Origin of the sequence: Paenibacillus sp. FSL L8-0340, assembly GCF_038593145.1 — a bacterium.
Taxonomy (GTDB): Bacteria; Bacillota; Bacilli; order Paenibacillales; family Paenibacillaceae; genus Paenibacillus_AQ.
In genome coordinates this window covers 6620725-6645760 of sequence record NZ_CP151967.1, presented here as the reverse complement: position 1 = coordinate 6645760, position 25036 = coordinate 6620725, and the positions used below count along the sequence as shown (strand labels likewise).

The following is a 25036-nucleotide window of genomic DNA, read 5'->3' as shown; positions in this document are numbered from 1 at the left end:
TATGGTCAAAAAAATGATTGCGGTTTTTTGTGCATTAATTATCACCTTCATGACCGTATCTTTTGTCCTACCGCAAAAAGTGAAGGCCGAGGCTAATTCAGTCGTAGCCCAAAATGGCCAACTGCGAGTTTCTGGGAACCAATTAGTGAATCAGGCAGGAGAAGCGATCCAATTAAAGGGGATGAGTTCCCATGGGTTGCAGTGGTTTGGGCAGTACGTGAATTATGATAGCATGAAATGGATGAGAGACAATTGGGGAATAACTGTATTCCGGCCAGCTATGTATACGCAAGATGGCGGCTATATCAATGATCCTTCGCAAAAAAATAAGGTGAAAGAAGCTGTACAGGCCGCAATTGATCTGGGAATCTATGTGATTATCGATTGGCATGTGCTGGGTGAAAAAGATCCGAATATTTATAAAGAACAGGCAAAAGGTTTTTTTGCAGAAATGGCCAATTTGTATAAGGATTATCCGAATGTGATCTATGAAATCGCCAATGAGCCTAATGGATATGCTACGTGGAACGGCCACATTAAGCCATATGCAGAGGAAATGATTCCGGTCATCCGATCCATTGATACGAATGGAATCATTATCGTAGGAACCGGAACATGGAGCCAGGATGTGCATGATGCCGCCAATAACCCCATCGCCCAAAGCAACATTATGTATACAACACATTTCTATGCTGGAACTCACGGTTCATGGCTGAGAGATCGTATTGATTATGCAAGGAGCAAAGGTGTGGCCGTATTCGTCACAGAGTGGGGAACGAGTGACGCTTCTGGAGACGGTGGTCCTTTCCTTGCTGAATCTAAAGTATGGACGGATTTTATGAAAGACAGAAAACTGAGTTGGACCAACTGGTCGTTATGTGATAAAACGGAAGCCTCGGCTGCATTGGTGCCTGGCGCAAGCCCTTATGGAGGATGGTCTGACGCGCAGTTAACGGCATCTGGTAAATTTGTCAGAGATCAGATAAAGTCAGCGACACCTCCAAGTGACGGTATCGTTTCTGGTAAAACCTATAAAATGGTTAATGTAGGCAGCGGTAAAGCCTTGGACGCAGCTGCTGCAGGCACTGCAAACGGCACAAATGTACAGATCTGGGACGATAACGGAACGGGCGCTCAGCAATGGATAATCACAGATGTTGGCGGAGGCTTGTATAAGGTTATTAACGTCAATAGCAATACAGGTTTGGATGTAGCCGAGATGGGGACTGCCAATGGATCGAATGTGCAATTATGGAGTTATGGCGGCGGCTCCAATCAGAAGTGGAGCATTGTTAAAGTTGGAAGTGCTTATAAATTGATTGCCAGCAACAGCGGGAAAGCTCTGGATGTCGCTGCTGCTGGTACTGAAAATGGAACCAATGTTCAAATTTGGGATGACAATGGCTCAAACGCGCAAAAGTGGAATCTGTATCAGCTAAACTAGCGGGGTGGTTTGAAGAAGGCTCCCGGATTGAATTCAACTCTGCTCAATGTTAATCTAACTAATAGAGATGCATACAAAGGAGCGTTAACCTGATCATGTGGATTACTCTGTAAAGATTAACAATGCGAAAGGATGCCTGTAATAGTGATTACACTATTTTATTCAGCATGCTTTTCTTTGAGCTTACAGGGTATGCAGGGAAAGGTGTAATGTAAACCCATTCTGCGGATACCTTAGGGTATCCGCTTTTAATGTTGTGGGAAACCGTATCTCTATCACTCCTAACCTACATATCCTCCTAATAATGATTGGAGGGATTTTATTATGAAACCGAAGTTAGTCTTGATTGAGGGATTACCAGGATTCGGGAAAACAACAACGGCTCAATTAGTCCATGAAATTCTTACGGAAATGAACCTTAAATCTCAGCTGTTTTTAGAAGGGGATTTGGAGCATCCAGCGGATTATGAGGGAGTCGCCTATTTGGAGAAAAATGAATTCAATGAATTATTGAGTACCCATGGGAAGTTTCGGGATTTGTTGAATAATCGAGTGATTAAACAAGGGAACCATTATTTCCTGGAATATCGAAAAATCGCAAATGAATATGGGCCTGATTTTCCAGATGAGTTATTGCAGGCAGTTACCAAAAATGATGTTTATGAATTGTCGCTTGATCAAAACAGGAAACTGATAACAGAGCGTTGGAAGGGATTTGCAGCAAGTGTTTTAAATGGCTCAGACACCTTTGTTTTTGATTGTTGTTTTATACAAAACCCTGTAACCATTGGGATGATTAAATATGGTGCACAGAAGGAAGACGTTATAAGTTATGTGCTGGAACTGGCAGCGATTGTGGAGCGGCTGAATCCATTGCTGCTTTACGTAGAGCAGAACAATCTTGATCACTCTTTCAGAAAGGCCGTTAGGGAAAGACCTAAAGAATGGTCGGAGGGATTTATTGAATATTATACTAACCAAGGGTATGGAAAAAAGCAGGGTTATACAGGGTTAGAAGGAACCTTGGAGGTACTGAAGGCAAGAAAAGAATTGGAAGAAGAGATATTTAACGGCATAAACTTAACCAAGAAAAAAGTAAATAACTCTTCTTATGAATTAAATGATTATAAGCAAGTTTTGGTGGGGATTTTATCAGAATACTTTAGTTCAGTAAATTAAGCACATATGACAAGCTGAGTTGATTTCAGGCATTCACTGCTGATTTCACTCGGCTTTTTTTTACTTAAGTCTTATATATTGACTTGATATATATTGGTCTGTTATATTGCTAAGTGTGATGTGTAGATATCTTTAAATAAGGAGGAGCTATTCTTGAACACTCAGGATGTTATTTTAGGCTTGCTCATGAAAGAAGCGTTGACTGGCTACGAAATAAAGCAGTTATTGGAGAATGTGTTATCTAATTTCTATAGCTCTAGTTATGGCACGATTTATCCTACGCTTGCCCGCATGGAGAAGGAAGAATTAATAACCAAGGAAATTGTGCCCCAGAAAGGTAAGCCAAATAAGAATGTTTATAACATAACGGCTAAAGGGCGAGATTGTTTTAACGACTATTTACTAGCGCCACTAGAGGGAGACAGTAGTAAGAAATCCGATTTTATGATGAGGCTTTATTTTGGCCGATTTGTGGGGTATGACAAGGTGATTTTTTGGTTGAAGCAAGTACAAGAGGAATCACAAAAAAAGTTAGATCAGTTATTAGAGCAGTATTCACATTATAAAGCTGAAATGCACCCGGCCCAGATCATTTGCATCCAGATTGGGATAGCAGAATATAAAGCTAAACTTGCAACCATTGCCGAGGGATTGTTAAGCATGGAGCAGTTAGTGGAAGGGAATAGCAGTATTTAACGAATTCTGATACATTTAGGAGGGATTTTATTGAAAACAATTTTTGTCACGGGTGCTTCATCCGGCATTGGGAGAGCTACAGTAAAACATTTTGCTGAAAGAGGATGGAACGTAGTAGCCACGATGCGTGCACCTGAAAAAGAAACTGAATTCATCACATTGGACAATGTGTTGGTGTTGCGGTTAGATGTTGAGAAAACAGATACCATCCAATCTGCATTAGCTGAAGCTGTCCAGCGGTTTGGTAAAATTGACGTTCTCCTGAACAATGCCGGATACGGGACAATGGGGCTTATAGAAGTAGCTACGGATGAGCAGATCCGAAGACAATTTGAAGTGAATGTTTTTGGTCTTATTAGTATGACTAAAGCCATGTTGCCACATTTTAGATCTAATCAGGAAGGGTTGCTAATCAATATCTCTTCAATGGGAGGGATCGTGACCTTTCCTACGATGTCTCTGTATCACTCCACTAAATTCGCGGTAGAAGGTTTTTCTGAATCCGTATCTTTTGAATTAGCATCACAAAACATCAAAGTAAAGCTGATTGAACCAGGAGCCATTAGCACGGACTTTGGCGGAAGATCGATGGAGTTCTTTTTTAATGATGACTTAACGGATTATAAATCATTCACTACTGCCTTTCTGGGTAAATTAGGGGAAATGGAAAAAGCTCCAGACTATGCCTCGGCACCAGCACTTGTAGCTGACACTATTTATCAAGCGGCCACAGACGGTACAAGCAAATTCCGTTATGTAGTGGGAGAAGATGCGAAAATGCTCATAAGTATGAAGAAAAATACGGTTGAGGAAGAGTATCTAAGTAATATAGCTCAGCATTTTTCATAAAAGAGGAAGACGGTTATTCTAATAAAGGGAATTACATTTTCCTTGGAGAATAAAATGCCTATCGAATGGAGAATGACCATGAGAGAAGAGATGATGGATACAGGCTTACCCAGCGAACGAGTAGCACGCACGATGACGGCGATGGTCTATGATACCTACGGATCGCCAGAAGTCTTACGTATTGAAGAAGTGGATATCCCTGCACCGCAAGACCATGAAGTGTTGATCGAGGTCCACGCTGCCTCTGTTAATTCCTGGGATTGGGATCTCCTCCGCGGCAAACCGTTCATGAACCGCCTTGGCGGGCTCCGTAAACCCCGTTACCGTATTCTTGGCGCAGATATCGCAGGACGGGTCATCGCCGTGGGTGCCAATGCCAAAAGATTCCGGCCGGGGGACGAGGTTTTCGGGGACCTTTCCGGTTGCGGCTGGGGCGGATTTGCGGAGTATGTATGTGCCAGCGAGAAAGCCTTGTCACCAAAGCCGGCAGGCCTGAGCTTCGGGCAGGCAGCGGCTATTCCTCAGGCAGCCGTTCTAGCCTTGCAGGGCATGCGTGACAAAGGAAAGCTGCGAAAGGGCCATCGGGTTCTGATCAATGGGGGCGGTGGCGGAGTGGGTACGTTTGCGGTTCAATATGCCAAATGGGCCGGAGCGGAAGTGACCTGCGTTGACTGCGCCGAGAAGCTGGATATGCTGCGTACCCTCGGGGCGGATCATGTATTGGATTATACCAAAGATGACTTCACCACAAGCGGACAACGATACGATTTAATCCTCGATGTCGTTGGAAACCGTCCGGTTGTCGCGATGAAGCGCGCACTAACGTCAGGCGGTACGTATGTCATGGTCGGCGGTTCCTTTTCTTATATCCTCCTGGCTCTGTTGGTTGCACCGCTGTCTGCCTGGTTTGAAAAAAAGAAAATAGCACTTCTAATCCATAAGCCGAACCACGAGGATCAAATGGTTTGGAAGGAGCTTGTCGAAGCAGGCTACGTAGTGCCAGTTATTGATCGGCAATATCCGTTAAGCGGCGCGGCCCATGCCCTTCGTGATCTTGGAGAAGGCCGTGCGAAAGGGAAAATTATCGTGTGCATAAAAAGTCAGCTAAGCTAACAGTGCTCATCTGATGCAATCGATATTTATGATTTGCCAATTCCTTTATAAGAACACCGGTTGACAATTGCTGGATTTCTCTGTAACTTTAACATAACTAAATAAGAAACCACTAGGGGAGCCTGAATAGGCTGAGACGGGAAAAATGCATTCCTGGACCCTTGAACCTGATCTGGATTATACCAGCGTAGGAAAGTGGAGCCGGACTTTTATTTCATTGTTGGCGTTAGCCTTATATGGATTTTTGAGCCGCTCCATGTGGAGCGGCTTTTTTGCGCGTTTTCTTATTTACTCAAACCTTAAGGAGGAAATAAGATGCTGAATCAAGAGAAGAAACATGAGGTTGATCTGTGTGCTTTTCCGGGAAGTCACAAGGTGTATGTGGAGGGCTCACGGCCTGATATTCAAGTTCCGATGCGCGAGATTACATTAAGCCGAACCTCGGGTACGGCCGGAGAAGCGGAGAATGCTCCTGTCCGTGTCTATGATACAAGCGGGCCTTATACTAACGATGAAGCCTATAGCGATATCCGCAAGGGGTTAACGCCTCACAGGCTTCAGTGGATCACGGAGCGGGGAGATGCCGAATCTTATGAGGGAAGAGCGGTTAAGCCGGAGGATAACGGGAATCTCACAGAGAAGCCGGCGGCAGAGGTGTTTCCGGGCTTGCAACGTCGTCCCTTGAGAGCCAGAGAGGGCCGCAATGTCAGCCAGCTGCATTATGCCCGCAGAGGCCTGATTACGTCGGAGATGGAATTTATCGCAGTCCGGGAAAATGTAACTCCTGAGTTTGTTAGAGAGGAAGTAGCCTGCGGCCGTGCGATCATTCCAGCGAATATTAACCATCCGGAGAGTGAGCCGATGATTATCGGGCGGAATTTTCTGGTGAAGATCAATGCCAATATCGGGAATTCGGCGGTGTCCTCTTCCATTGATGAAGAAGTAGAGAAGATGAGATGGGCGACCCGCTGGGGAGCGGATAATATTATGGATCTGTCGACAGGCAAAAATATTCATACCACCCGTGAATGGATTATCCGCAACTCTCCGGTTCCTATCGGGACGGTGCCTATCTATCAGGCTTTGGAAAAGGTAAACGGCAAGGCCGAGGATTTAACTTGGGAGGTATACCGGGACACCCTGATCGAGCAGGCGGAGCAGGGAGTGGATTATTTCACCATTCACGCCGGGGTACTGCTGCGTTACATCCCATTAACGGCCAAAAGAATGACGGGCATCGTCTCCAGAGGGGGTTCGATTATGGCGGCCTGGTGCCTGGCCCATCATCAGGAGAACTTTCTTTATACACATTTCGAGGATATTTGTGAAATCATGAAGGCTTATGATGTGGCGTTCTCTTTGGGTGACGGGCTGCGTCCAGGCTCCATTGCCGATGCTAATGATGAAGCCCAGTTTGCCGAGCTGGAGACGTTGGGTGAATTAACCTCGCTTGCCTGGAAGCATGATGTTCAGGTGATGGTGGAAGGCCCGGGCCATGTACCGATGCATCTGATCAAAGAGAATATGGATAAACAGCTTGAGCTTTGCCATGGCGCTCCTTTTTACACACTGGGACCACTGACTACGGATATTGCACCCGGCTATGACCATATCACCTCGGCTATTGGAGCGGCGATGATCGGCTGGTTCGGCACGGCGATGTTGTGTTATGTTACCCCGAAGGAGCATCTAGGATTGCCTAATAAAAATGATGTGCGGGAAGGCGTCATCACCTATAAAATTGCCGCCCATGCAGCCGACTTGGCCAAAGGACACAAGGGCGCGCAGGATCGGGATAACGCACTCTCCAAAGCGCGCTTCGAGTTCCGTTGGCGGGACCAGTTCCATTTGTCGCTCGACCCGGAACGGGCGCTGGAATATCATGATGAGACCCTTCCGGCGGAAGGGGCCAAAACGGCTCATTTCTGCTCCATGTGTGGACCCAAGTTCTGCAGTATGCGCATTTCTCATGGTATCCGCGATACGGCGAGGGTGCAGGAGGGACAAGAAGAACCGGAGCAAGCGATGATTACCGCAGGGATGCGGGATAAAGCAGAAGAGTTTAAGGAAGGCGGAGGTCTGATCTATAAATAAACCGTCGGTCCGGGACTGCCGCTAATCGCCCTCCCCCTCTCAATTGACAGTCTCCGGGCGTATACCTATAATGTAAATCAGATTATGAAAGCTGTTTCATTTCTGGTGGATAAGTTTGTTTCGGTGAGATGGAACCCCTTAATCAAGCGGGTTTCATTTTGTTTTTTCAGTGTATTTTTGTTCGCAAAAAGGAGAAGCCATGGACACAACGTTCTGCAAAATATTGGTGGTGGACGATGAAATGCTGGTACGGCAGGGGATAATCCATCTGCTGGATTGGGAAGGGGAAGGGTTTCAGATTGCAGGCGAGGCCTCCAACGGAAGAGAGGCTTTTGAATTAATTGAATTACAGCGTCCGCATATCATCCTGACCGATATCGTTATGCCTGTGATGGACGGGGAAGAGCTGATCCGGCTCGTCAAGGGGATGTATCCGGAAATTGAGGTGATCGTGCTTAGCAGCTTCAGTGAGTTCGAATATGTGCGTTCAACCTTCCAAAGCGGGGTTGCCGACTATATCCTGAAGCCCAGACTGGAGGCCGCTTCCCTGCTTGCCGTGCTGAAAAAAACCGCGCAGCGGATTCCGCTGCTTCAGCATGTGGACTGGAGAAGCGACAAGCGGCAATCCGCGGACTATATTCTGGACAAACTGGTTTCAGGCTTTCCAGTGGAGTACGACGAGGAAGCGCTGCGGGGGATGTTCCCCTTACCGGGCTTCGTGCTGCTAATTGCTGATACTGGCGACGAACCCGCTGCGAATAGCCGCAAAGAGGAATGGCTGGAGAACAGTATTCATTCTCTGCTGCACAGCAGCGTCAGCAGGGTGACCTTCCGCCGGCTGTCTCCGCTGGAGGGGCATGTCCGTCTGCTGTTTAATCTGGAGGAGGCTGGGTATGAGGCGCTCATCCGTCTTGCAGATCAGGTATTCACGGCGGGCATCCGTGCAAATATGTTCCTGAATCTCGCGGTCAGCCGGGTTTTCACTGAGCTGAGTGAACTGCATACGATCTATAAGGATGATCTGATGAAGCTGCTGGACCGCCGCTTCTTTCTCCCGGATCATTGTTTACTGGTAGATGACGGCGAGGAGGGACGGCAGGGTCCCGCTTTCGATCAGGATGCCTTCGGCGCAGAGCTGAACCGGCAGGAGTTCGATTTGGCTTTCGGCCGCTTGAGCGCATATGTCGCGTCCATGTCCGGCCGGAGAGATACAGGGATGTCCGAGTTCAAATCGTTTTTATGCCACAGTATGTTTCAGATCATCGGAATGCTGCTGCATTTCCATTACGAGGCCCGCGCCTTGGACGAAAGCAAATACGAATTCTTCCGCTCCATTCATGAGGCACGGCATATCGGTGAAACGGAGATACGGCTTGAGCAGTTTTTGCAAGCTGCGACGGAATGCGTAACCAAGAACCGCGGCGGAGTACCAGCCATTCAAAAAATTTTACTGTATATCGACGAGCATTATTCACGTCAGCTTACGCTGACCGAAGTAGCAAGGCAATTTCATTTCAACCCGTCCTATCTGTCTAATTATTTTGCGCTACATAACAAAGAGGGCTTCAACGAATATTTAAACCGGGTGCGGATCGAAAAGGCGTGCCTGCTGCTGAAAGAAAATGCCGGTCTATCCATTTCCGAAATCAGCAGTCTTGTGGGCTACTCAGACCACAGCTATTTCACCAGAGTATTCCGCAAGCTGATGGGAATCTCGCCCAGTCAATACCGGAAAGGCTAATGCAGCGGGAAGGAGTCCGAAATGGGACTAACGGAGAAATGGCTCACAAAGCTCAAGGATCAAAGCCTGTTCAGTAAAATATTCGCCGTCATGGTCATCAGCATCATTCTGGTTACCGTCCTGATTACCGGAGTGACCGTACAAATGTCCCAAAAGCTATTCGTGCAAACCTTCAGCATCACCAATTCCAAGATTATCGACCAGATCAAAAGTGCCTTGGAGAACTCCCATTATGCAACCGTCAACAGCGCTATTGAAGTCGGGCAGAGCGGCGTGATCAGAAGCTTCATGACGGAGAAGGATATCAATTCACTGGCGAACTTCAAGCGGTATTACAGTATGCGGGATCAGATGGACCGCATTCAATCCGGCATCGGAGGGACCAATATCGGCCTCTCCATTCTGGGTGTGAACGGAAGAAGCTACACCAGCGATGTTACTTATTGGTCGGGCTCATCAGAAGAGTTGAAGAACAATCCCATTACAAAGGCCGCTCAGGAACGCAATGGGCAGCTCTTCTACAGCTTTATGGACGCCAGCCCGTTCAATTCACAAAGCCGTTATCTGGTCGCCGCCAAGGCGTTGACCGCCCCGGGTCTATCCAAGCCGTACGGCACTTTGTATATGTTCACCCGTGAAAGTGACTTTCGCAAGAACTACGCCAGCTTTACGAGCCAGGGAAACGATGTAATGTTTCTGGATACATCGGGCCTGATCGTGTCCAGTAACCGGACGGAGCAAATCGGCAGCATGTCTCCCGACCTGCTGAAGAGTGCGCAGCAGATCGCCGAGGTGGGCCTATCCAGCCAGGAGCTCACCATCGGCGGGCGGGAGGTCATCGTGCTGGCGGACTATTTGCCTTCGTACAACCTGTATATTGTGAATCTGATTGATAAGAAACAGACAATCGGTACGCTGCTGGACAAAAAGGCGATTTTTCTGATCGTTGCAGCAATCGCCGCCGTAGCCGTACTTGTCATCTATTTTCTGACGAAGAGGCTGACGCAGTCTTTGCGCACATTGGTCAAAAAAATGTCTAATGTCACCAAAAAAAGTTTCCATAACTACATGTCAGTTACCGGTACCTATGAGACAAGACAGCTAAGCACCGCATACAACTATATGCTCAAAGAGCTGAACGACTATGTCGGTCAGCTCGTGGAGACCCAAAAGGAGCAGCGGAAGGCGGAATTGGCCGCGCTTCAACAGCAGATCAATCCCCATTTTCTATACAACACGCTGGCGTCAGTCAATATTCTGGTGCAGAGAGGAAGCAAGGAACAGGCGACGGAGACCATTCATGCGCTGATTTCCCTGCTCCAGAACACCATCAGCAATGTGAACGAGACGATTACAGTGGAAGAAGAGCTTATTAACCTGAAGCATTATGTATATATTAATCAGGTCCGCAACGGCAACCGCATTAAGGTGGATTATTTCGTTTCACCGGACTGCATGTCTGCTAAAGTACCCAAGCTGGTTCTTCAGCCTTTTATAGAAAATGCCTTCTTTCACGCGTTCAATATCAAAACCTCCGGCTATATCTATGTCACCATTATGAAGGACAGGGATACGCTGCACTGCGAGGTGGTTGATACGGGAGATGGGATGGATTTGGACAACAAGGATTCGATTCCTGCCTCGTCCGTCAGCAGGCAACTGTTCAGCGGCATCGGCATCCGCAACGTTCATGACCGCCTGACATTGCTGTACGGTGAGCCTTACGGCGTATCCATCTCTAGCACACCGGGGCAGGGGACGAAGGTTTCTATCAAAATCCCCTGCTAACTACGGATTGAACCGGTGTTTTTGCAGCATACTATCCAAGCCACGCCATGAACCGGAGCCCTATATACGGCGCCGGTTTTTTGTATGTAACGATGTTTCTTGGACGGGAATTTACCTAAAAAAAGTGCGAAAGGAGAAAATAAATGCTAACTCACTCTCCATGGAAGCGGATACAAAGACAATATTATCACTATTTTAACTAAATTAATTTCTAACGAAATGAAGGACCAGGATGATATTCTTGATAAAGAAAGCACTTTCAAATATACGTTAGGGGGATATACATCATGAAGAAAAAAGCTACTGCTCTTCTGCTCGCCGGCTTTATGCTGCTGACAGCCTGCTCCAGTAACGCCAATAACCAGGCAAAAACCAACAACGGGGGAGCTACAGGCACCTCCAAGGAAATCACGGTCTGGGCATGGGACAAAAACTTTAATATCGCTGCGATGAATCTGGCGAAGGATGCCTATGTGAAAGACCATGCGGATGCTAAAATCAACGTTATCGAATATGCCCAGGATGATATTATCCAGAAGCTGAACACCGGTCTCAACTCGGGAAGCGCATCGGGGCTGCCGAATATCGTTCTAATCGAAGACTACCGTGCTCAAAGCTTTTTGCAAACGTATCCAGACTCCTTCCAGGAGCTTGGTGATGCCATTAAACCCGCTGATTTCGCCGATTATAAGATCGGACCAACCAGCTTTAACGGCAAGCAATATGGCGTTCCTTTCGACTCCGGGGTTGTAGGCCTGTATGTCCGCACAGACTATTTGCAGGAAGCGGGCTACACAGTTGACGATCTGCAGGATATCGACTGGCAGAAGTACATTGAGATCGGCAAAGCAGTCAAAGCCAAAACCGGCAAAGATATGCTGACCCAGGACCCGAACGATCTGGGGCTGATCCGGATGATGATTCAATCCGCCGGCTCCTGGTATCTGAAGAGCGATGGTACAACACCTGACCTGAAGGACAATGCTGTACTGAAGGAAGCATTCGAAAGCTATAAAGAGCTAATGTCTGCGGATATCGTTAAGGTTAACTCCGACTGGAGCTCGTTCCTCGCCGGCTTTAACAGCGGTGCCGTTGCATCCGTTCCAACAGGCAACTGGATTACACCATCGGTGAAATCGGCAGCTGACCAGTCCGGCAAATGGGCGGTTGTACCGTTCCCTAAATTGAAAAATGCGGCAGGCTCAGTGCATGCCTCCAACCTGGGCGGCAGCTCCTGGTATGTACTTAACAACGACGGCAAAGAAGCCGCAATTGAATTCCTGGGCGCAACACTTGGCTCCAACACTGACCTGTATCAAAAGCTTGTGACCGACGTTGGCGTTATCGGTACCTATAAACCGGCCGCTGAAGGGGAAGCTTACACTGCTGCAGACAACTACTTTGGCGGACAAAAGGTCATTTCCGACTTCGCAAAATGGACTGCGGAAATTCCGAATGTTAACTACGGCATGCACACCTATGCTATCGAGGATATCCTCAAGGTTGAAATGCAGAATTATCTGAACGGTACGGATATAAATAAAGCGCTCGGCGATGCTCAGTCCCAAGCGGAGTCTCAAATCCAATAACCCCTTGTAGGACCTGATTACTCCGCTGTCCTCCCGTACCGGCCGATTTAAGCCTTGGCGGGGGGACGGCGGCTTATCCGTTTTCCGATTCACGCCTGTATAGAGAAAGGATTGAGAGCTGTGAACCATACCATGCGCAACCGCGCTAAGCTTACCGGCTGGTTATTTATTGCTGTGGCTGTCCTCATGATTTGTTTGTTCTACTTTTATCCGATGATTCAGGCTTTGCTGCTCTCCTTCAAAACGGGCGCAGGAGCCAATCTTCATTTTGACGGATTAAGCAACTATAAGCGGCTGCTCAGCGACAAAACCTTCTTTACCGCCGTAAAGAATACCTTTCTGTTCCTGATTGTGCAAGTGCCGCTCATGATCACTTTTGCGATGATTATTTCGGTGCTCCTTAATGACAGCAAGCTGCGCTTCAAAGGGTTTTTCCGTACCGCTATTTTCCTGCCTTGTGTAACCTCGCTTGTGGCCTACTCCGTCGTATTCAAATATCTGTTTGGTAATGACGGACTGGTGAATCTGGCTTTAATGAACATGCATTTGTTATCCGAACCGATTCAGTGGATCTCCGATCCCTTCTGGGCAAAGGTCACAATTATTATCGCAATTACATGGCGGTGGACGGGATACAACATGATCTTCTTCCTCTCGTCGCTGCAGAACATCGACAACTCCATTTATGAAGCCGCGCGGATTGACGGCGCCTCGGGGGTCAGACAATTTTTCTCGATCACCGCACCGTTGCTTAAGCCGATTATTCTCTTTACGTCGATCACCTCAACTATCGGGACGCTGCAATTGTTCGATGAAATCATGAATATTACTAAGGGAGGTCCCGGCAACGCGACACTCTCCATTTCCCAATATATATATAACCTTTCGTTCAAGTACACCCCTGACTTTGGATACGCAGCTACTGTGTCTTACTCCATCGTTGTCATGATTGTTGTACTGGCCTTCCTTCAAATCAAATTGGCAGGTGATGATAAGTAATGAGAACCTTACGCCGCGCACCTATTTATGTGTTTCTGTCCATTGTAGCGCTCGTTTCGATTTTCCCGTTTTTGTGGATGATTATTAGTGCGACAAACCTTTCGGTAGATGTAACTCAGGGAAGAATGCTTCCCGGAAGTCATTTGATCGAGAATATCAAGAAACTGACGGATTCAATCAATCTTGTGCCTGCTCTGTGGAATACGCTCAAAATCTCTGTGACGACAACGATTCTGGCCTTGCTGATCTCATCACTGGCCGGATACGGATTCGAAATTTATCGCAGCAAAGCAAAGGATATCGTCTTCAATTTGTTATTGCTATCCATGATGATTCCTTTCGCCGCGTTGATGGTACCGCTCTATCAAATGTTCTCAAAGCTGTCCGCTACAGCTCCGCTCATTGGGGTCAACACGATGGCCGCGGTCGTTCTTCCAACCTTCACAACGGCGTTTCTGATCTTCTTCTTCCGTCAGAGCTCCAAGATGTTCCCGCGGGAACTTCTGGAAGCCGGCCGGATGGACGGATTGTCGGAGCTGGGATTGTTCTTCCGAATTTATGTTCCGACCATGAAGACAACTTACTCGGCTGCCGCCATTATTACGTTCATGTCCAGCTGGAATAATTACCTCTGGCCGCTGATTGTGCTGCAGACCCCGGAGAAACGGACAATTCCGCTGCTGATCTCCAATCTGGGCTCCAGTTATTCGCCGGATTTCGGCGTGATTATGGCCGCGGTTGTCATTTCTACGCTTCCGACTGCACTTGTCTTCTTCCTGATGCAGAAGCAGTTCGTTGCCGGCATGGTGGGTTCCGTGAAATAACAATGACTAATAAGCTGAACATAAGAATGAAGCAGCTAATATTCTTATGTTCACGTTCTGAAGGAGGAAATGAAATTGGCAGTTACCCCAAGTTTGAGCTGGCTGGAGGACCCGGGTGTGTTCAAGGTGAACCGGCTGGAGGCCCATTCGGACCATCGTTATTATGCAGACATGGCTAAGGCAGAGGCGGGTGCGCCGATGGATATGCGCTATAGCCTGAACGGCAGCTGGAAATTCAGCTATGCGCCGAATCCGGCCAGCCGTGTAGAGTCGTTTTTTGCGGAAGCCTATAATTGCTCCGCATGGGACAGCATTCAGGTTCCCGGACATATCCAGCTGCAGGGCTTCGGCCGGCCGCAATATGTCAATACGATGTATCCGTGGGATGGACTAAGTGATGTCCGCCCGCCGCATATCCCGCAGGAGCATAACCCGGTCGGCAGTTACGTGAAGGAATTCCGTCTACCGGCGAACCTTGAGGACGGACCGCTCTATATCTCCTTCCAAGGGGTGGAATCGGCTTTTTATGTCTGGCTTAACGGGGAATTTGTCGGCTATGCCGAGGATAGCTTTACGCCGTCGGAATTTGATCTGACCCCGTATGTGCGTACAGGCAAAAACAAGCTGGCCGTCGAGGTATACCAGCGCAGTACCGGAGGCTGGCTGGAGGATCAGGATTTCTGGCGGTTCTCGGGTATTTTCCGCGACGTCTATTTGTATACTGCTCCGAAGCAGCATATCCGGGATCTCGCGGTGCGGGCGGAGCTTGACGATACTTATACGCAAGGAAGCCTGAATATTCAAATGCAGCTGCTGGAAACTCCGCAGGAGAACGTTAGCGCAAGAATTGAGCTCAAGGATAAAGCAGGACAGGTCCGGCTGAGTGCGGAGGGCGGATTCAGCGGACGTGAACTGACCTTGTCTGGAGAGATTGCGGATGTTCTGACATGGAGTGCAGAGAATCCGTATCTGTATTCAATCTGCATCTCGCTGCTCGATGCACAGGGGAAGCTCATTGAAGCGATTGTCCAAAAGACGGGGTTCCGCCGGTTCGAGCTGAAGAACAAGCTGATGTGCATCAACGGCAAGCGGATTGTATTCAAAGGCGTCAACCGGCATGAATTCAACTGCCGCACCGGCCGGACGATTACCCGTGAGGACATGCTGTGGGACATCCGTACGCTGAAGCGCAGCAATATTAACGCCGTACGTACGTCGCATTATCCCAACCAAACGCTATGGTATGAGCTGTGCGATGAATACGGCATTTACGTCATCGACGAAATGAATCTGGAAACCCATGGGTCGTGGCAAAAGATGGGGGCTGTTGAGCCTTCGTGGAACATTCCCGGCAACGATCCGAATTGGCGCGATATCGTGCTGGACCGGGCAGAGTCTATGCTGGAACGGGATAAGAACCATCCATCCATACTAATCTGGTCCTGCGGCAACGAGTCGTATGCGGGTCAGGTCATTCTGGATGTGGCGAATTGGTTCCGCAGCCGTGATAGTAGCCGTCTTGTCCATTATGAGGGTGTGTTCCATAACCGCGACTACGATGCGACAAGCGATATGGAAAGCCGAATGTATGCCAAGCCGGCGGATATTGAAGAATATTTGAACAGCAATCCGGACAAGCCTTATCTCAGCTGCGAATACATGCATGCGATGGGCAATTCGGTGGGCGGCATGCATAAGTACACGGAGCTGGAGAAAAAGTACCCGATGTACCAGGGCGGTTTCATTTGGGATTATATCGATCAGTCGATTATTACTAAGGATCGTTACGGCCATGAGTATTTTGCTTACGGCGGCGATTTCGGGGACCGTCCGACGGACTACAGCTTCTGCGGCAATGGCATTGTCTACGCCGACCGGCAGTGGACGCCGAAGATGCAGGAGGTTAAATTCCTGTACCAGAACTACAAGCTGGAGCCTGGTAAAACAGGCATTCGGCTCATTAATGAAAGCTTGTTCGCAGGAACCGGACATTTGGCATTGGAATACCGGCTGTATCGTGAAGGCGAGCTGCTCGGCACTTGGACAACTGATGTCAATGCCGCGCCGCAAAGCGAGGTGCTGGTGCCGGTTGAGCTGCCGCAAGCAGACGGGAAACCGGGCGAATACAGCATTCAGGCCTCATTGCTGCTGAAGGATGCGGAGCTCTGGGCTGAGGCCGGATATGAAATTGCCTTTGGAGAGTCCATCTTCGTAGTGCAAGAGGAAGCTGAAGCGGAGCAGCCAGCCGGCCAACTGAAGGTTGTGGAAGGGGATGTGCAGATCGGCGTCCTCGGCGAGGACTTCACCGTGCTGTTCTCTAAACAGGCTGGTTCTCTGGTGTCCTTGAACATCCACGGCCGCGAAATGATTGCGGCTCCTCCGGCCCCGCTGTTCTGGCGGGCGGCGACCGACAACGACAAAGGAACGAATCTCGGCTACAATGCCGGATGCTGGTATGCTGCAAGCCTGTCGCGTAAATGTGTAGAGGTGAGCCTTTCACAGGAGGAAGGTGCAGTTACGGTGAGCTTTGATTACCGGTTCAGCATCCATCCCGGGCTGTCGGTTCAAACCGCCTATACGGTCTACGGTGACGGAAAGGTGCGGGTGCGTACCGGCTACAACAGCGCTGCCGGGCTTCCGGATCTGCCGATCCTGGCATTGTCCTTCAAAATGCCGGCCGACTACGACCAGACGGAATGGTATGCGATGGGACCAGAGGAGAATTATATCGACCGTGCGTACGGTGCCAGACTTGGCGTGTTCAGCCGGAGCGTGCAGGAGCTGCCGTCCCGCTACCTTGTTCCGCAGGAATCCGGTAACCGCACCGGTGTACGCCGCGTGAAGATTACCGATAAATCGGGAGTGGGCCTGCAAATCTCGGCCCCTGCAACTGCGCCTGTGGAATGTAATTTGTCGCCGTATACCGCGTTCGAGCTGGAGCATGCCAGTCATGCGTTCGAGCTTCCTGCGGTTCATTACACCGTAGTGACAGTAGCAGGAAGACAAATGGGCGTAGGCGGAGACGATAGCTGGGGCGCGCCAGTATATAAGGAATACACCATCCCTGCAGAGCAAAGTCTTGAATACGAGTTTTTCATTTCAAGCGTGGGAACGGAAGAGAAATAGCACGTTAGGCTTATTAAAGCCGTAAACCGGCCTTGGTCCTGAATTCATGGACCAAGGCCGGTTGTGTTTTGGTCTGATCTATAAATAACCCGCCGGTCTGGGACTGTAGCCTAATCGCTCTCCACTGAATACATTTGAAAGATAAGATGATTCAGGAGAGGTGTTGGCCGTGCAAGCTGTTCCTAATGATTATGTTCAAGGAAGGATCGCCTACACGTCGGACCGCGCCGGAACGTTCGACATTTGGCTGTACCGACCGCAGGACGGTTTTAATTTTCAACTTACCAAGGGACTGGGTGCAGAGTTTTCCGTTCCTTATTGGTCTCCTGACAGCAGGAGAGTCGCTTTCATTGGCGTTGGCAATGTGGTCTACCTAATAGATACCGTCACGTTTAGGGCTGCCCGGATCGATCAAATCGAACCCTACTCGCTGCTGGATTGGTCCCCCGACAGCAAGTTTCTGGCGTATGTCAACAACGGGAGAATCGTCATCTATGATACATTCTCACATAACAGCCATAGCATCCCGGAGCCGGGCGCCAGTGATGTCCAATGGTTCCCTTCGGGCACGGAGTTTTTGTTTGCTGCTCCGGATTCCACCGGCAACACTCAGCTCTACCGCATCCGGACCGATGGTACAGACAGGAGACAAATCACGCAGAATACGGAAGGGCCGCTGCATGATGCTCGGCTTTCCCCGGATGGAGCCTTCGCGCTTTATACGTTTCCCGGCAGCAGCATCTCAATCATTTCCACGGTGGATCTGGCCACCGGCACCATCTACACACTGGAAGGGGGACCGCTCGCCAAAAACTATTTTCCAGCATGGTCCCCGGACTCCCGAACCATCGCTTATAGCGCAACCGATTATAAGGCACCGAATTATTATTCTCTCATCCAAATGGACAGCCGTACCGGTCAGCAGCAGCAGACTTTAGCGGCTTCGGATTGTTTCGCGACTCCCGTCAGCTGGTCGCCGGAAGGCAGCAGAATCGCATATTTATCGGGATGCACTGATGCAGGAAGAGCAACTCAACTCTGGATTGCCGATATCAGAGCGCCGATGCCGGTGAATGTCCTCAGCGGTGGTCAAATTACCGCCCTGCAATGGTCTCCTCGAGTCAGGGTGCCGAAAAGCATCTACACAAACTCCGTGTACCGGGTATCCTTTCCGTATCCCTCGGACTGGCGCCCGGTCAGCGAAGTGAGGTACGAAGGGCCCGGCGGTTTTTTTCAGGTATCCGCAATTTCAGCAGACAACCGGATTGCCGAGGTATGCAGCTCCGAAGCCTTTCATCCGTTGAGGCCTTACGGATCTTCTCCTCAGATTGTCATGACGACGATACAAAAGCAGGAGGCCTGCTTCATTTTTCCGTCAGCGGATCAACCCGTGGAGATGAACAAACAGGCTGCCCTCATCGTAAGATACCCCCGCCCAGTCCAAATCGGGGGAATGTTCTACAATTATTTTATTCTGTGGGCCGACGTAAACCATATCCGCCAAATTGGCGGGCGGCTGTCGTTCCATTAGCCAACCTTGCAGCGAACCAGCCCATTGAGGGCTGGTTTTTTGTAGTTCTTAAATGAAGCTGACTAAGTGGGGGCACTAGAGAGTGTCTTTAAACTGGAAGAGCTCTGGGGAAGCAGGGATTTAGTATTGAAGGTAGGGTCCCTCAAGCCCGCAGCGGGTTCGTTTACTCGGACTCAGGAGACGCTATGAAGAGTAAAACCCCTGAATACACTTTCCAGACACACACACGTCTTCGGAAGAAGAGTGAAGTCTCTAAAACCCCGAGACGTAAGCCTCCACCGAAAAAACTACCTAGTGGCGAAACACCTTTCATCGCGTGTGATCAGAAAATGGTACTGTACTCGTGATTCCTTAGAATGCATACATCAGCAGGTTTTGGCGAGTGAAGTGGTTTGAAGACACGCCCTAACTGAACATGGTAAAATATGCGTTAAATAAAATTGGATGGATTGGTAATATCCAGAGGGGGTTAGCAATGATTATTAGAGAATCCAAGATTTCAGATGCTAAAGGGATAGCAAAAGTACATGTGGATTGTTGGAGAACCACTTATAGAAATATAATACCTGACGAATTTTTGGAGAAGTTGTCTTATGAACAGAGGACTGCATTATGGATTAAGAATTTATTTAAAGATGATAATTATGTCTTTGTAGCAGAAAATAACCTTGGAGAAGTTATTGGATTTGCCGATGGCGGAAAAAGAGAAACGAATACAGTAGAAAACTCAGCGGACTTAACCTCGATTTATATCCTTGAACAATATCAGGGATTAGGGATAGGCAGGCAGCTGTTAAGAATACTATTTTTACAATTTGAAAAGCTGAGTATAAACAGGGTATTTGTTGAGGTTTTGGAGGGCAACAAATCTCGTTACTTCTATGAAGCCTTTGGCGCTGAATGGATTCAAACTGAAAAGGTGAAGATTGCAGGTTCTGAATTAAACCTATTAGTTTATGAATGGAAAGGTATTGGGTCTGTGCTTAATCATACATAAGCGCGAAGGGCAGCAGGCGATATTGCTGCTGCCGTTTCTCAAATTATATAGAATGAACTTAATAACTATCCAAAAAGGCAAAAGTAGCGGAGGGGGATTTTGGAACTGTAGGAGCGATAGCGACCGCCTTTGTCACCGGATTTCCACCGCATATAGCGAGTTAAATCAAGAAATCTGGGGACAACAGCGGCCGGAAGTCCAAATATTCACCGTAGTTACGTCCTCGCCAAAATGGAAAATCCTTAAATTCAATTTATATAGTCCAACTAATCACTTGCAACGGGACTATTTGAATTTATAGAAACAATTTCCTTTTAGCAGCGTCTATAAATAATGAAAACTAATCGCGGAGGAAGATAAAATGAAGAAAAAAATGCTGCTCCTCATTTGTACTCTTATAGGGTGTACTATGTTTACAATGCACTCTGCCCGGGCGGCTGCGCTTCAAAATGAACTTCACTTAAACATAAATGGGGTGCAGGCGGGGGATCAGAAGCCCATCGTAGTGAACAATGTAACATTAGTGCCGATTCGTACGGTATCCATTATTCCAAATGTAAATGTAGATTGGAACAGCAAGACCAAAACTATCACGGTAACTGACTCTGTAACAAAGGAAAGTCTGAAATTAACAGTGGGCAGCAAGGAAGCCATTGTAGGCGGGGAACGGGTAACGCTTAAGACGCCTCCTGTAATCAGAGATGGAGCGGTGTATGTTCCTTTTCGTTGGATTGGGGAAGGGATTAAGGCAAATGTGGTATGGGATGCGCCAACAAAAACTGTAGTTATCTATAAGACGAGTCCAGAGTTGTTGAAGGATTCAGTCAGTGCTGATCTGGTCAAGTCCAGAAATACAGCGCTTGATTTGCCGCGTATTACGCTGCAGGATGACCTAATCCCGGATCAAGAAGGCGGAGCGGGCGGAACCTATTATTTTCAATATGGGAAAAGCAATAGCTTTATCTATGAATACAGAGGTATCTCCACCTACTATAAAGTCATCAATGGAGCGGCCTGGGGGGTATGGCAAGGGAAAGAGGTACTTCAGATCGGAAACGGATTTAAGATTAATATGATGAAACCCAATGGGGAAGAGTGGGGAACCCGTCCTGATTACAGCGGGAAGGTTAATTATTTCATGGATCTGTGGAAAATGGAGGAAGTGAAATACGGTACGTTTGACGAAGCGGGTAATGTGATTTTTAGTGCTTCCAAATCTTTTCCGGCTGGAGCTAAGAATTTTATCTCGGAAATTCCCGGGGAACAATCCTAAAGATAAGGTAGCAGAACCTGAGTACAAATAATAGAGGTGATACATGAGTGCCTGGAGAAGAATAGGGCTTGAGTTATTTTATGATCTTAGGTTTCAGTTTAATGAAAAAGAGGACTCGATTTATTCTTTACTAGTGTTCTTAGGAGATAGACTTGTTGAAGCACATAGGAATAAGGATTGGAAAGAACAAGATAAGATTTATAATTATGCGGAGTGGTGTTTTAACCAATACCGGAGAAGTCCGTATCTGAATAATGCAATTTGTGTCGGCTTCTATGAGCATTTAGTTCAGGATGAGATAACTCTGCAAGCTATTCCATATAAGATTAAGCCGTATATTTTTGAAGCGGTCCGAACATTGTTCGAGTGGATGTTAAGCGAGCAGGAAGGGAAGTACAAGGAGTTATTGGAAGAGTACAATAAAGTAAATAACACGGATTTTGAAAATTGATAGATTTGACTATATCCTTGCACGGAGTGAATGACGATGGAATTTCAGGAGATAAAGAAAGACTTGTTTTCAATGCCGGAAGATTACTGTCTGGCCCATTGTATTTCAGCGGATGCTAAGATGGGGGCTGGAATTGCTGTGCAGTTTCGGAAAAGATTCAAGCTGTCCTCCCTTCAAGAGAAGGCCAACAGGAATGAATTACTCGTAGGTGAATGTTACAAAGTGGAGCGAGTGTTTAACTTGATAACGAAGTCAAAGTACTGGCAGAAGCCAACTTATGATACGTTAACGTTGTCCTTAAGAGCAATGAAGGAAATATGTCTGCAGGAAGCCGTCAATCAAATAGCTATGCCTGAAATTGGCTGCGGCCTGGATAAATTGCAATGGGAAAAAGTAAAAGAGATTATAATGAAAGAATTTAGTGATACCCCTGTACGAATCACTGTTTGCAGATTGTAGTTTGATTCCGTAGGTGGCTGATAAGGATGGGTTCTTATACCCCAAAAAAAAGGGATGTCTGGGCGGCCACGTATTTCCTGGCTTGCCGGACGTCCCTTTTGTATGGGAACTTATTAGGATTGACTTAGCCGCGGGCAAGCTCCTTGCGCACGATTGGCGCAACCTTGGTGCCGAGCAGCTCGATGGCGCGCATGACCTCACGGTGCGGCATGGTGCCGACATTGACGTGAAGGAAGAAACGTGTAACGCCCAGGTTCTTATGCAGCAAAATAATCTTCTCGGCGACATATTCGGAGTCACCGACATATAGAGCTCCACGCAGGCTGCGGGCATCATCATACGCTGCGCGGTTGTATGGCTGGCTCCAGCCCCGTTCACGGCCAATGACGTTCATTTGGGCCTGGGTGGAAGGATAGAACAAGGCTGCGGCCTGCTCAGTGGTTTCCCCGACAAAGCCGTGTGAATGCGTGGCAATCTGCAGCTTGCTAGGATCATGTCCGGCGCGTGCGGCGGCATCTTTGTAAAGCTTCACTAGCGGAGCAAACCGCTCCGGCATTCCGCCAATGATGGCGAAAGCGACCGGAAGCCCCAGCGTCCCTGCGCGGATCGCCGACTCCGGATTTCCCCCGGTGGCGATCCAGACCGGCAGCGGATCCTGAACGGAGCGGGGGTATACTGCAAGGTTATCGATGGCCGGACGATGGCCGCCGCGCCAGGTTACCTTCTCTGATGCCCGAATTGCCAGCAGCAGCTCCAGATTCTCTTCAAATAATTCGTCATAATCCTCCAGGCTGTAGCCGAACAAGGGGAAGGATTCAATAAACGACCCCCGGCCTGCCATAATCTCCGCTCTTCCGTTCGAAATGCCATCCAGGGTAGAAAAGGCTTGATATACGCGAACCGGATCATCTGAAGACAGAACGGTGACAGCACTGGTCAATCTGATCTGCTTCGTCATAGCCGCAGCAGCTGCGAGTACAACTGCGGGAGAGCTGCCCGCGTAGTCTGCACGGTGATGCTCGCCTATTCCATATACATCAAGGCCGACCTGATCGGCGAGAACAATTTCTTCGACTGCTTCGCGCAGTCTTTCCGCATGGCTCATCACCTTGCCGGTCACCGGGTCGGGCGTAGTTTCCAAAAAAGTGCTGATTCCTATCTCCATACTATTTTCCATTTGGGCCATTTCACTCCGCCTCCTTTGTCTCTTTATATTACTATACTTTTTAATGTTTCTCAACTTTAGTAAGTAGAAAGGAAAAGATGCGGATTTTTGTGGAAGTGCAGATTAAGCGAATGCGAGCTTGAGCTAACCGCTGTTCGAGAAGCTTGTCCGGTGTCCGGCAGGCATTTTATCAGAAAAAAAGCCTGCTGCCCAGTAATACCCCGGGCAGCAAGCGGATTCAGGAGTGCATTTCTTTAGAATTACCCCTTCTTAACGGCGAGCTTTACGATCATAATGACAAGAACGAGCAGTGCAATGAGCTGATCTGTACTCATGAGTCCGACCTCCATTCCTGTGAAAGAATGGCTCTTCGGACCGGCATCTCCTCTCCAAGATGCTGCTTCGCTCCCCATCATCAGAATATGAGATCCTACACGCTGTTAGTACTTCACAAGATAAATAATTCATACAGCAACTTTTGGCCAACAAACATTAAACGCAGCAGAAGCTGCATAACGGTCAACGAAACTTTTTCTATACTCAACACGTCTACATACTAGGTAAAATAAGGAAGTGGAGGCTTTCAGACATGTTCAAAAGAATCGGAATGGCATTATTGACTTTGAGTCTTACCACCGCAATTGCGGGAACCGGATCGGCAGCTCCTTCTCCGGCACAGATTGATGTCTCCCAAACGTCGTTTGACTTTGATACCGCCAAGCCAAACAGTGACGCAGAGTTTCATCATGGGCTGCTGCTTGCAGTGCAGGCCGACGGAGATCTTGTTTATTATGACCGGACCGGCAAACAGGCTTTTGTCCTCCCGGAGGGTATAGTGCCTGTAACAGACTTTGCTGAGCAGCGGGCTGTTGTGAAGGATTCAGCAACCGGACGGTATGGCTATATCAACACGAAGGGAATTGTAGCCATTCCCTGCCAATATGAATCGGCCGGAAATCTGTCGGGTGGTGTAGCCCATGTGGTGCTGGCTGAGGGTGCGGGCGAAGCCCTTATTGACCGGGCAGGTAAGGTGGTTACTACACTAACGGAGAAATATAGCTCGGAATTTTATTTTTCGGACGGACTGGCATTAGCTTACGCGCCAGAGGGCGGGAAGATCGGATTTATCAATACTTCCGGCAAGCTGGTTATTCCCTATCAATACACCGAAGCGAGAGGATACTCCCAAGGTTTGGCTCTTGTGAAGAACAGTGCGGGGTTGTACGGATATATCAATACGGCGGGAAAAACAGTGATTCCGTTTAAGTACAAAGAGGGAAGCGGCTTCTCAGAAGGACTGGCCTCCGTGAAGAATGCGAAGGGCAAATGGGGATTTATTAACAAGCAGGGCAAGCTCAGCCTTCCTTTTCAATATGAGAATACCGGTGATTTCAGTGAAGGCCTGGCCAGCGTATACAATTCTGCAGGTAAAGTTGGCTTCATTAATAAACAAGGCAAGCTGGTCATCGGCTACCAGAAATACAATAGAGCCTTTTCGTTCAAAGAAGGCATAGCTTTAGTTGGCATCAGCAACCCGGCCGACAATTCCAAAGACAAATATGGTTACATCAACACCAAGGGCGAACTGCTGACCAAGCTTATCTATACGGGAGAATCCTCATCGTTCAGTGGCGGCTATGCCGTGGGGATGACTGCTCAAGGAACAGGATATATTCTGACCAAACGCGGATTGGCCCAATAAAATCATCAATCTGCAT

Annotated in this window: 19 protein-coding genes and 1 riboswitch; of the genes, 18 read left to right on the top strand and 1 reads right to left on the bottom strand. The window is 48.2% G+C overall.

Annotated elements, in window-relative coordinates; all coding sequences use genetic code 11:
• The first annotated feature begins 1 nt into the window (after position 1).
• The 17 genes from NST07_RS30380 (at position 2) to NST07_RS30300 (ending at position 22153) form a co-directional block, all read left to right on the top strand.
• Positions 2–1444, top strand: a complete 1443-nt coding sequence (locus NST07_RS30380; RefSeq protein ID WP_341096528.1) for a cellulase family glycosylhydrolase — start codon at positions 2–4, stop codon at positions 1442–1444.
• A 324-nt stretch (positions 1445–1768) separates the two neighbouring features.
• Positions 1769–2623, top strand: a complete 855-nt coding sequence (locus tag NST07_RS30375; RefSeq protein ID WP_341096527.1) for a hypothetical protein — start codon at positions 1769–1771, stop codon at positions 2621–2623.
• Between the two features lie 153 nt (positions 2624–2776).
• Entirely contained in the window at positions 2777–3319 is a 543-nt protein-coding gene (locus NST07_RS30370) for a PadR family transcriptional regulator (protein WP_341096525.1), read from the top strand.
• 30 nt (positions 3320–3349) lie between these two features.
• The gene (locus tag NST07_RS30365; protein ID WP_341096524.1) at positions 3350–4168 is read left to right on the top strand and encodes an SDR family oxidoreductase; all 819 of its coding nucleotides are present in this window, start codon (positions 3350–3352) and stop codon (positions 4166–4168) included.
• A 42-nt stretch (positions 4169–4210) separates the two neighbouring features.
• Complete coding sequence (locus NST07_RS30360) at positions 4211–5281, top strand: NAD(P)-dependent alcohol dehydrogenase (protein WP_342480708.1); 1071 nt, start codon at positions 4211–4213, stop codon at positions 5279–5281.
• A gap of 104 nt (positions 5282–5385) precedes the next feature.
• Positions 5386–5492, top strand: a riboswitch (TPP riboswitch).
• A gap of 104 nt (positions 5493–5596) precedes the next feature.
• Entirely contained in the window at positions 5597–7375 is a 1779-nt protein-coding gene (thiC, locus tag NST07_RS30355; protein ID WP_341096521.1) for a phosphomethylpyrimidine synthase ThiC, read from the top strand.
• Between the two features lie 199 nt (positions 7376–7574).
• Positions 7575–9116, top strand: a complete 1542-nt coding sequence (locus tag NST07_RS30350) for a response regulator transcription factor (RefSeq protein WP_341096520.1) — start codon at positions 7575–7577, stop codon at positions 9114–9116.
• Between the two features lie 21 nt (positions 9117–9137).
• Entirely contained in the window at positions 9138–10904 is a 1767-nt protein-coding gene (locus NST07_RS30345; protein ID WP_341096518.1) for a sensor histidine kinase, read from the top strand.
• A gap of 287 nt (positions 10905–11191) precedes the next feature.
• Positions 11192–12493 carry an ABC transporter substrate-binding protein gene (locus NST07_RS30340; protein WP_342437298.1) on the top strand — a complete coding sequence of 434 codons (1302 nt, stop codon included), beginning with the start codon at positions 11192–11194 and terminating at the stop codon, positions 12491–12493.
• Positions 12494–12625: 132 nt separating this feature from the next.
• Positions 12626–13492, top strand: coding sequence for a sugar ABC transporter permease (locus tag NST07_RS30335; protein WP_341097790.1), 867 nt, complete (start codon positions 12626–12628; stop codon positions 13490–13492).
• A complete protein-coding gene (locus tag NST07_RS30330) occupies positions 13492–14316 on the top strand; it encodes a carbohydrate ABC transporter permease (protein ID WP_341096515.1) in 825 nt (274 codons plus the stop codon). Before NST07_RS30335 ends, NST07_RS30330 begins: the two co-directional genes overlap by 1 nt.
• 69 nt (positions 14317–14385) lie before the next feature.
• Entirely contained in the window at positions 14386–17442 is a 3057-nt protein-coding gene (locus NST07_RS30325; protein WP_342480707.1) for a glycoside hydrolase family 2 TIM barrel-domain containing protein, read from the top strand.
• A gap of 169 nt (positions 17443–17611) precedes the next feature.
• Entirely contained in the window at positions 17612–18973 is a 1362-nt protein-coding gene (locus tag NST07_RS30320) for a hypothetical protein (protein WP_342480706.1), read from the top strand.
• A gap of 475 nt (positions 18974–19448) precedes the next feature.
• Complete coding sequence (locus NST07_RS30315) at positions 19449–19970, top strand: GNAT family N-acetyltransferase (RefSeq protein ID WP_342481992.1); 522 nt, start codon at positions 19449–19451, stop codon at positions 19968–19970.
• 409 nt (positions 19971–20379) lie between these two features.
• Positions 20380–21243 (top strand): copper amine oxidase N-terminal domain-containing protein, encoded by an 864-nt coding sequence (locus NST07_RS30310; RefSeq protein WP_341096510.1) that lies wholly within the window; start codon positions 20380–20382, stop codon positions 21241–21243.
• 43 nt (positions 21244–21286) lie between these two features.
• The gene (locus NST07_RS30305) at positions 21287–21694 is read left to right on the top strand and encodes a hypothetical protein (protein ID WP_342480705.1); all 408 of its coding nucleotides are present in this window, start codon (positions 21287–21289) and stop codon (positions 21692–21694) included.
• A 36-nt stretch (positions 21695–21730) separates the two neighbouring features.
• Positions 21731–22153: a macro domain-containing protein gene (locus NST07_RS30300; protein WP_342480704.1), complete on the top strand. Its 423-nt coding sequence runs from the start codon at positions 21731–21733 to the stop codon at positions 22151–22153.
• 124 nt (positions 22154–22277) lie between these two features.
• Here NST07_RS30300 and NST07_RS30295 read toward each other — a convergent pair whose 3' ends face one another.
• Entirely contained in the window at positions 22278–23339 is a 1062-nt protein-coding gene (locus tag NST07_RS30295; protein ID WP_341096506.1) for an LLM class flavin-dependent oxidoreductase, read from the bottom strand.
• Positions 23340–23907: 568 nt separating this feature from the next.
• On the opposite strand from NST07_RS30295, the gene NST07_RS30290 reads away from it, so the two are divergent.
• The gene (locus NST07_RS30290; RefSeq protein WP_342480703.1) at positions 23908–25020 is read left to right on the top strand and encodes a WG repeat-containing protein; all 1113 of its coding nucleotides are present in this window, start codon (positions 23908–23910) and stop codon (positions 25018–25020) included.
• Positions 25021–25036 lie beyond the last annotated feature (16 nt).

What these genes read in the sequence shown, in the direction of transcription:
- NST07_RS30330 (WP_341096515.1), top strand. Translation starts at nt 13,492, where the DNA reads ATGAGAACCTTACGCCGCGCACCTATTTATGTGTTTCTGTCCATTGTA.
- NST07_RS30375 (WP_341096527.1), top strand. Translation starts at nt 1,769, where the DNA reads ATGAAACCGAAGTTAGTCTTGATTGAGGGATTACCAGGATTCGGGAAA.
- NST07_RS30325 (WP_342480707.1), top strand. Translation starts at nt 14,386, where the DNA reads ATGAAATTGGCAGTTACCCCAAGTTTGAGCTGGCTGGAGGACCCGGGT.
- NST07_RS30310 (WP_341096510.1), top strand. Translation starts at nt 20,380, where the DNA reads ATGTTTACAATGCACTCTGCCCGGGCGGCTGCGCTTCAAAATGAACTT.
- NST07_RS30295 (WP_341096506.1), bottom strand. Translation starts at nt 23,339, where the DNA reads ATGGCCCAAATGGAAAATAGTATGGAGATAGGAATCAGCACTTTTTTG.
- NST07_RS30335 (WP_341097790.1), top strand. Translation starts at nt 12,626, where the DNA reads ATGCGCAACCGCGCTAAGCTTACCGGCTGGTTATTTATTGCTGTGGCT.
- thiC (WP_341096521.1), top strand. Translation starts at nt 5,597, where the DNA reads ATGCTGAATCAAGAGAAGAAACATGAGGTTGATCTGTGTGCTTTTCCG.
- NST07_RS30345 (WP_341096518.1), top strand. Translation starts at nt 9,138, where the DNA reads ATGGGACTAACGGAGAAATGGCTCACAAAGCTCAAGGATCAAAGCCTG.
- NST07_RS30340 (WP_342437298.1), top strand. Translation starts at nt 11,192, where the DNA reads ATGAAGAAAAAAGCTACTGCTCTTCTGCTCGCCGGCTTTATGCTGCTG.
- NST07_RS30315 (WP_342481992.1), top strand. Translation starts at nt 19,449, where the DNA reads ATGATTATTAGAGAATCCAAGATTTCAGATGCTAAAGGGATAGCAAAA.
- NST07_RS30300 (WP_342480704.1), top strand. Translation starts at nt 21,731, where the DNA reads ATGGAATTTCAGGAGATAAAGAAAGACTTGTTTTCAATGCCGGAAGAT.
- NST07_RS30380 (WP_341096528.1), top strand. Translation starts at nt 2, where the DNA reads ATGGTCAAAAAAATGATTGCGGTTTTTTGTGCATTAATTATCACCTTC.
- NST07_RS30350 (WP_341096520.1), top strand. Translation starts at nt 7,575, where the DNA reads ATGGACACAACGTTCTGCAAAATATTGGTGGTGGACGATGAAATGCTG.
- NST07_RS30305 (WP_342480705.1), top strand. Translation starts at nt 21,287, where the DNA reads ATGAGTGCCTGGAGAAGAATAGGGCTTGAGTTATTTTATGATCTTAGG.
- NST07_RS30290 (WP_342480703.1), top strand. Translation starts at nt 23,908, where the DNA reads ATGTTCAAAAGAATCGGAATGGCATTATTGACTTTGAGTCTTACCACC.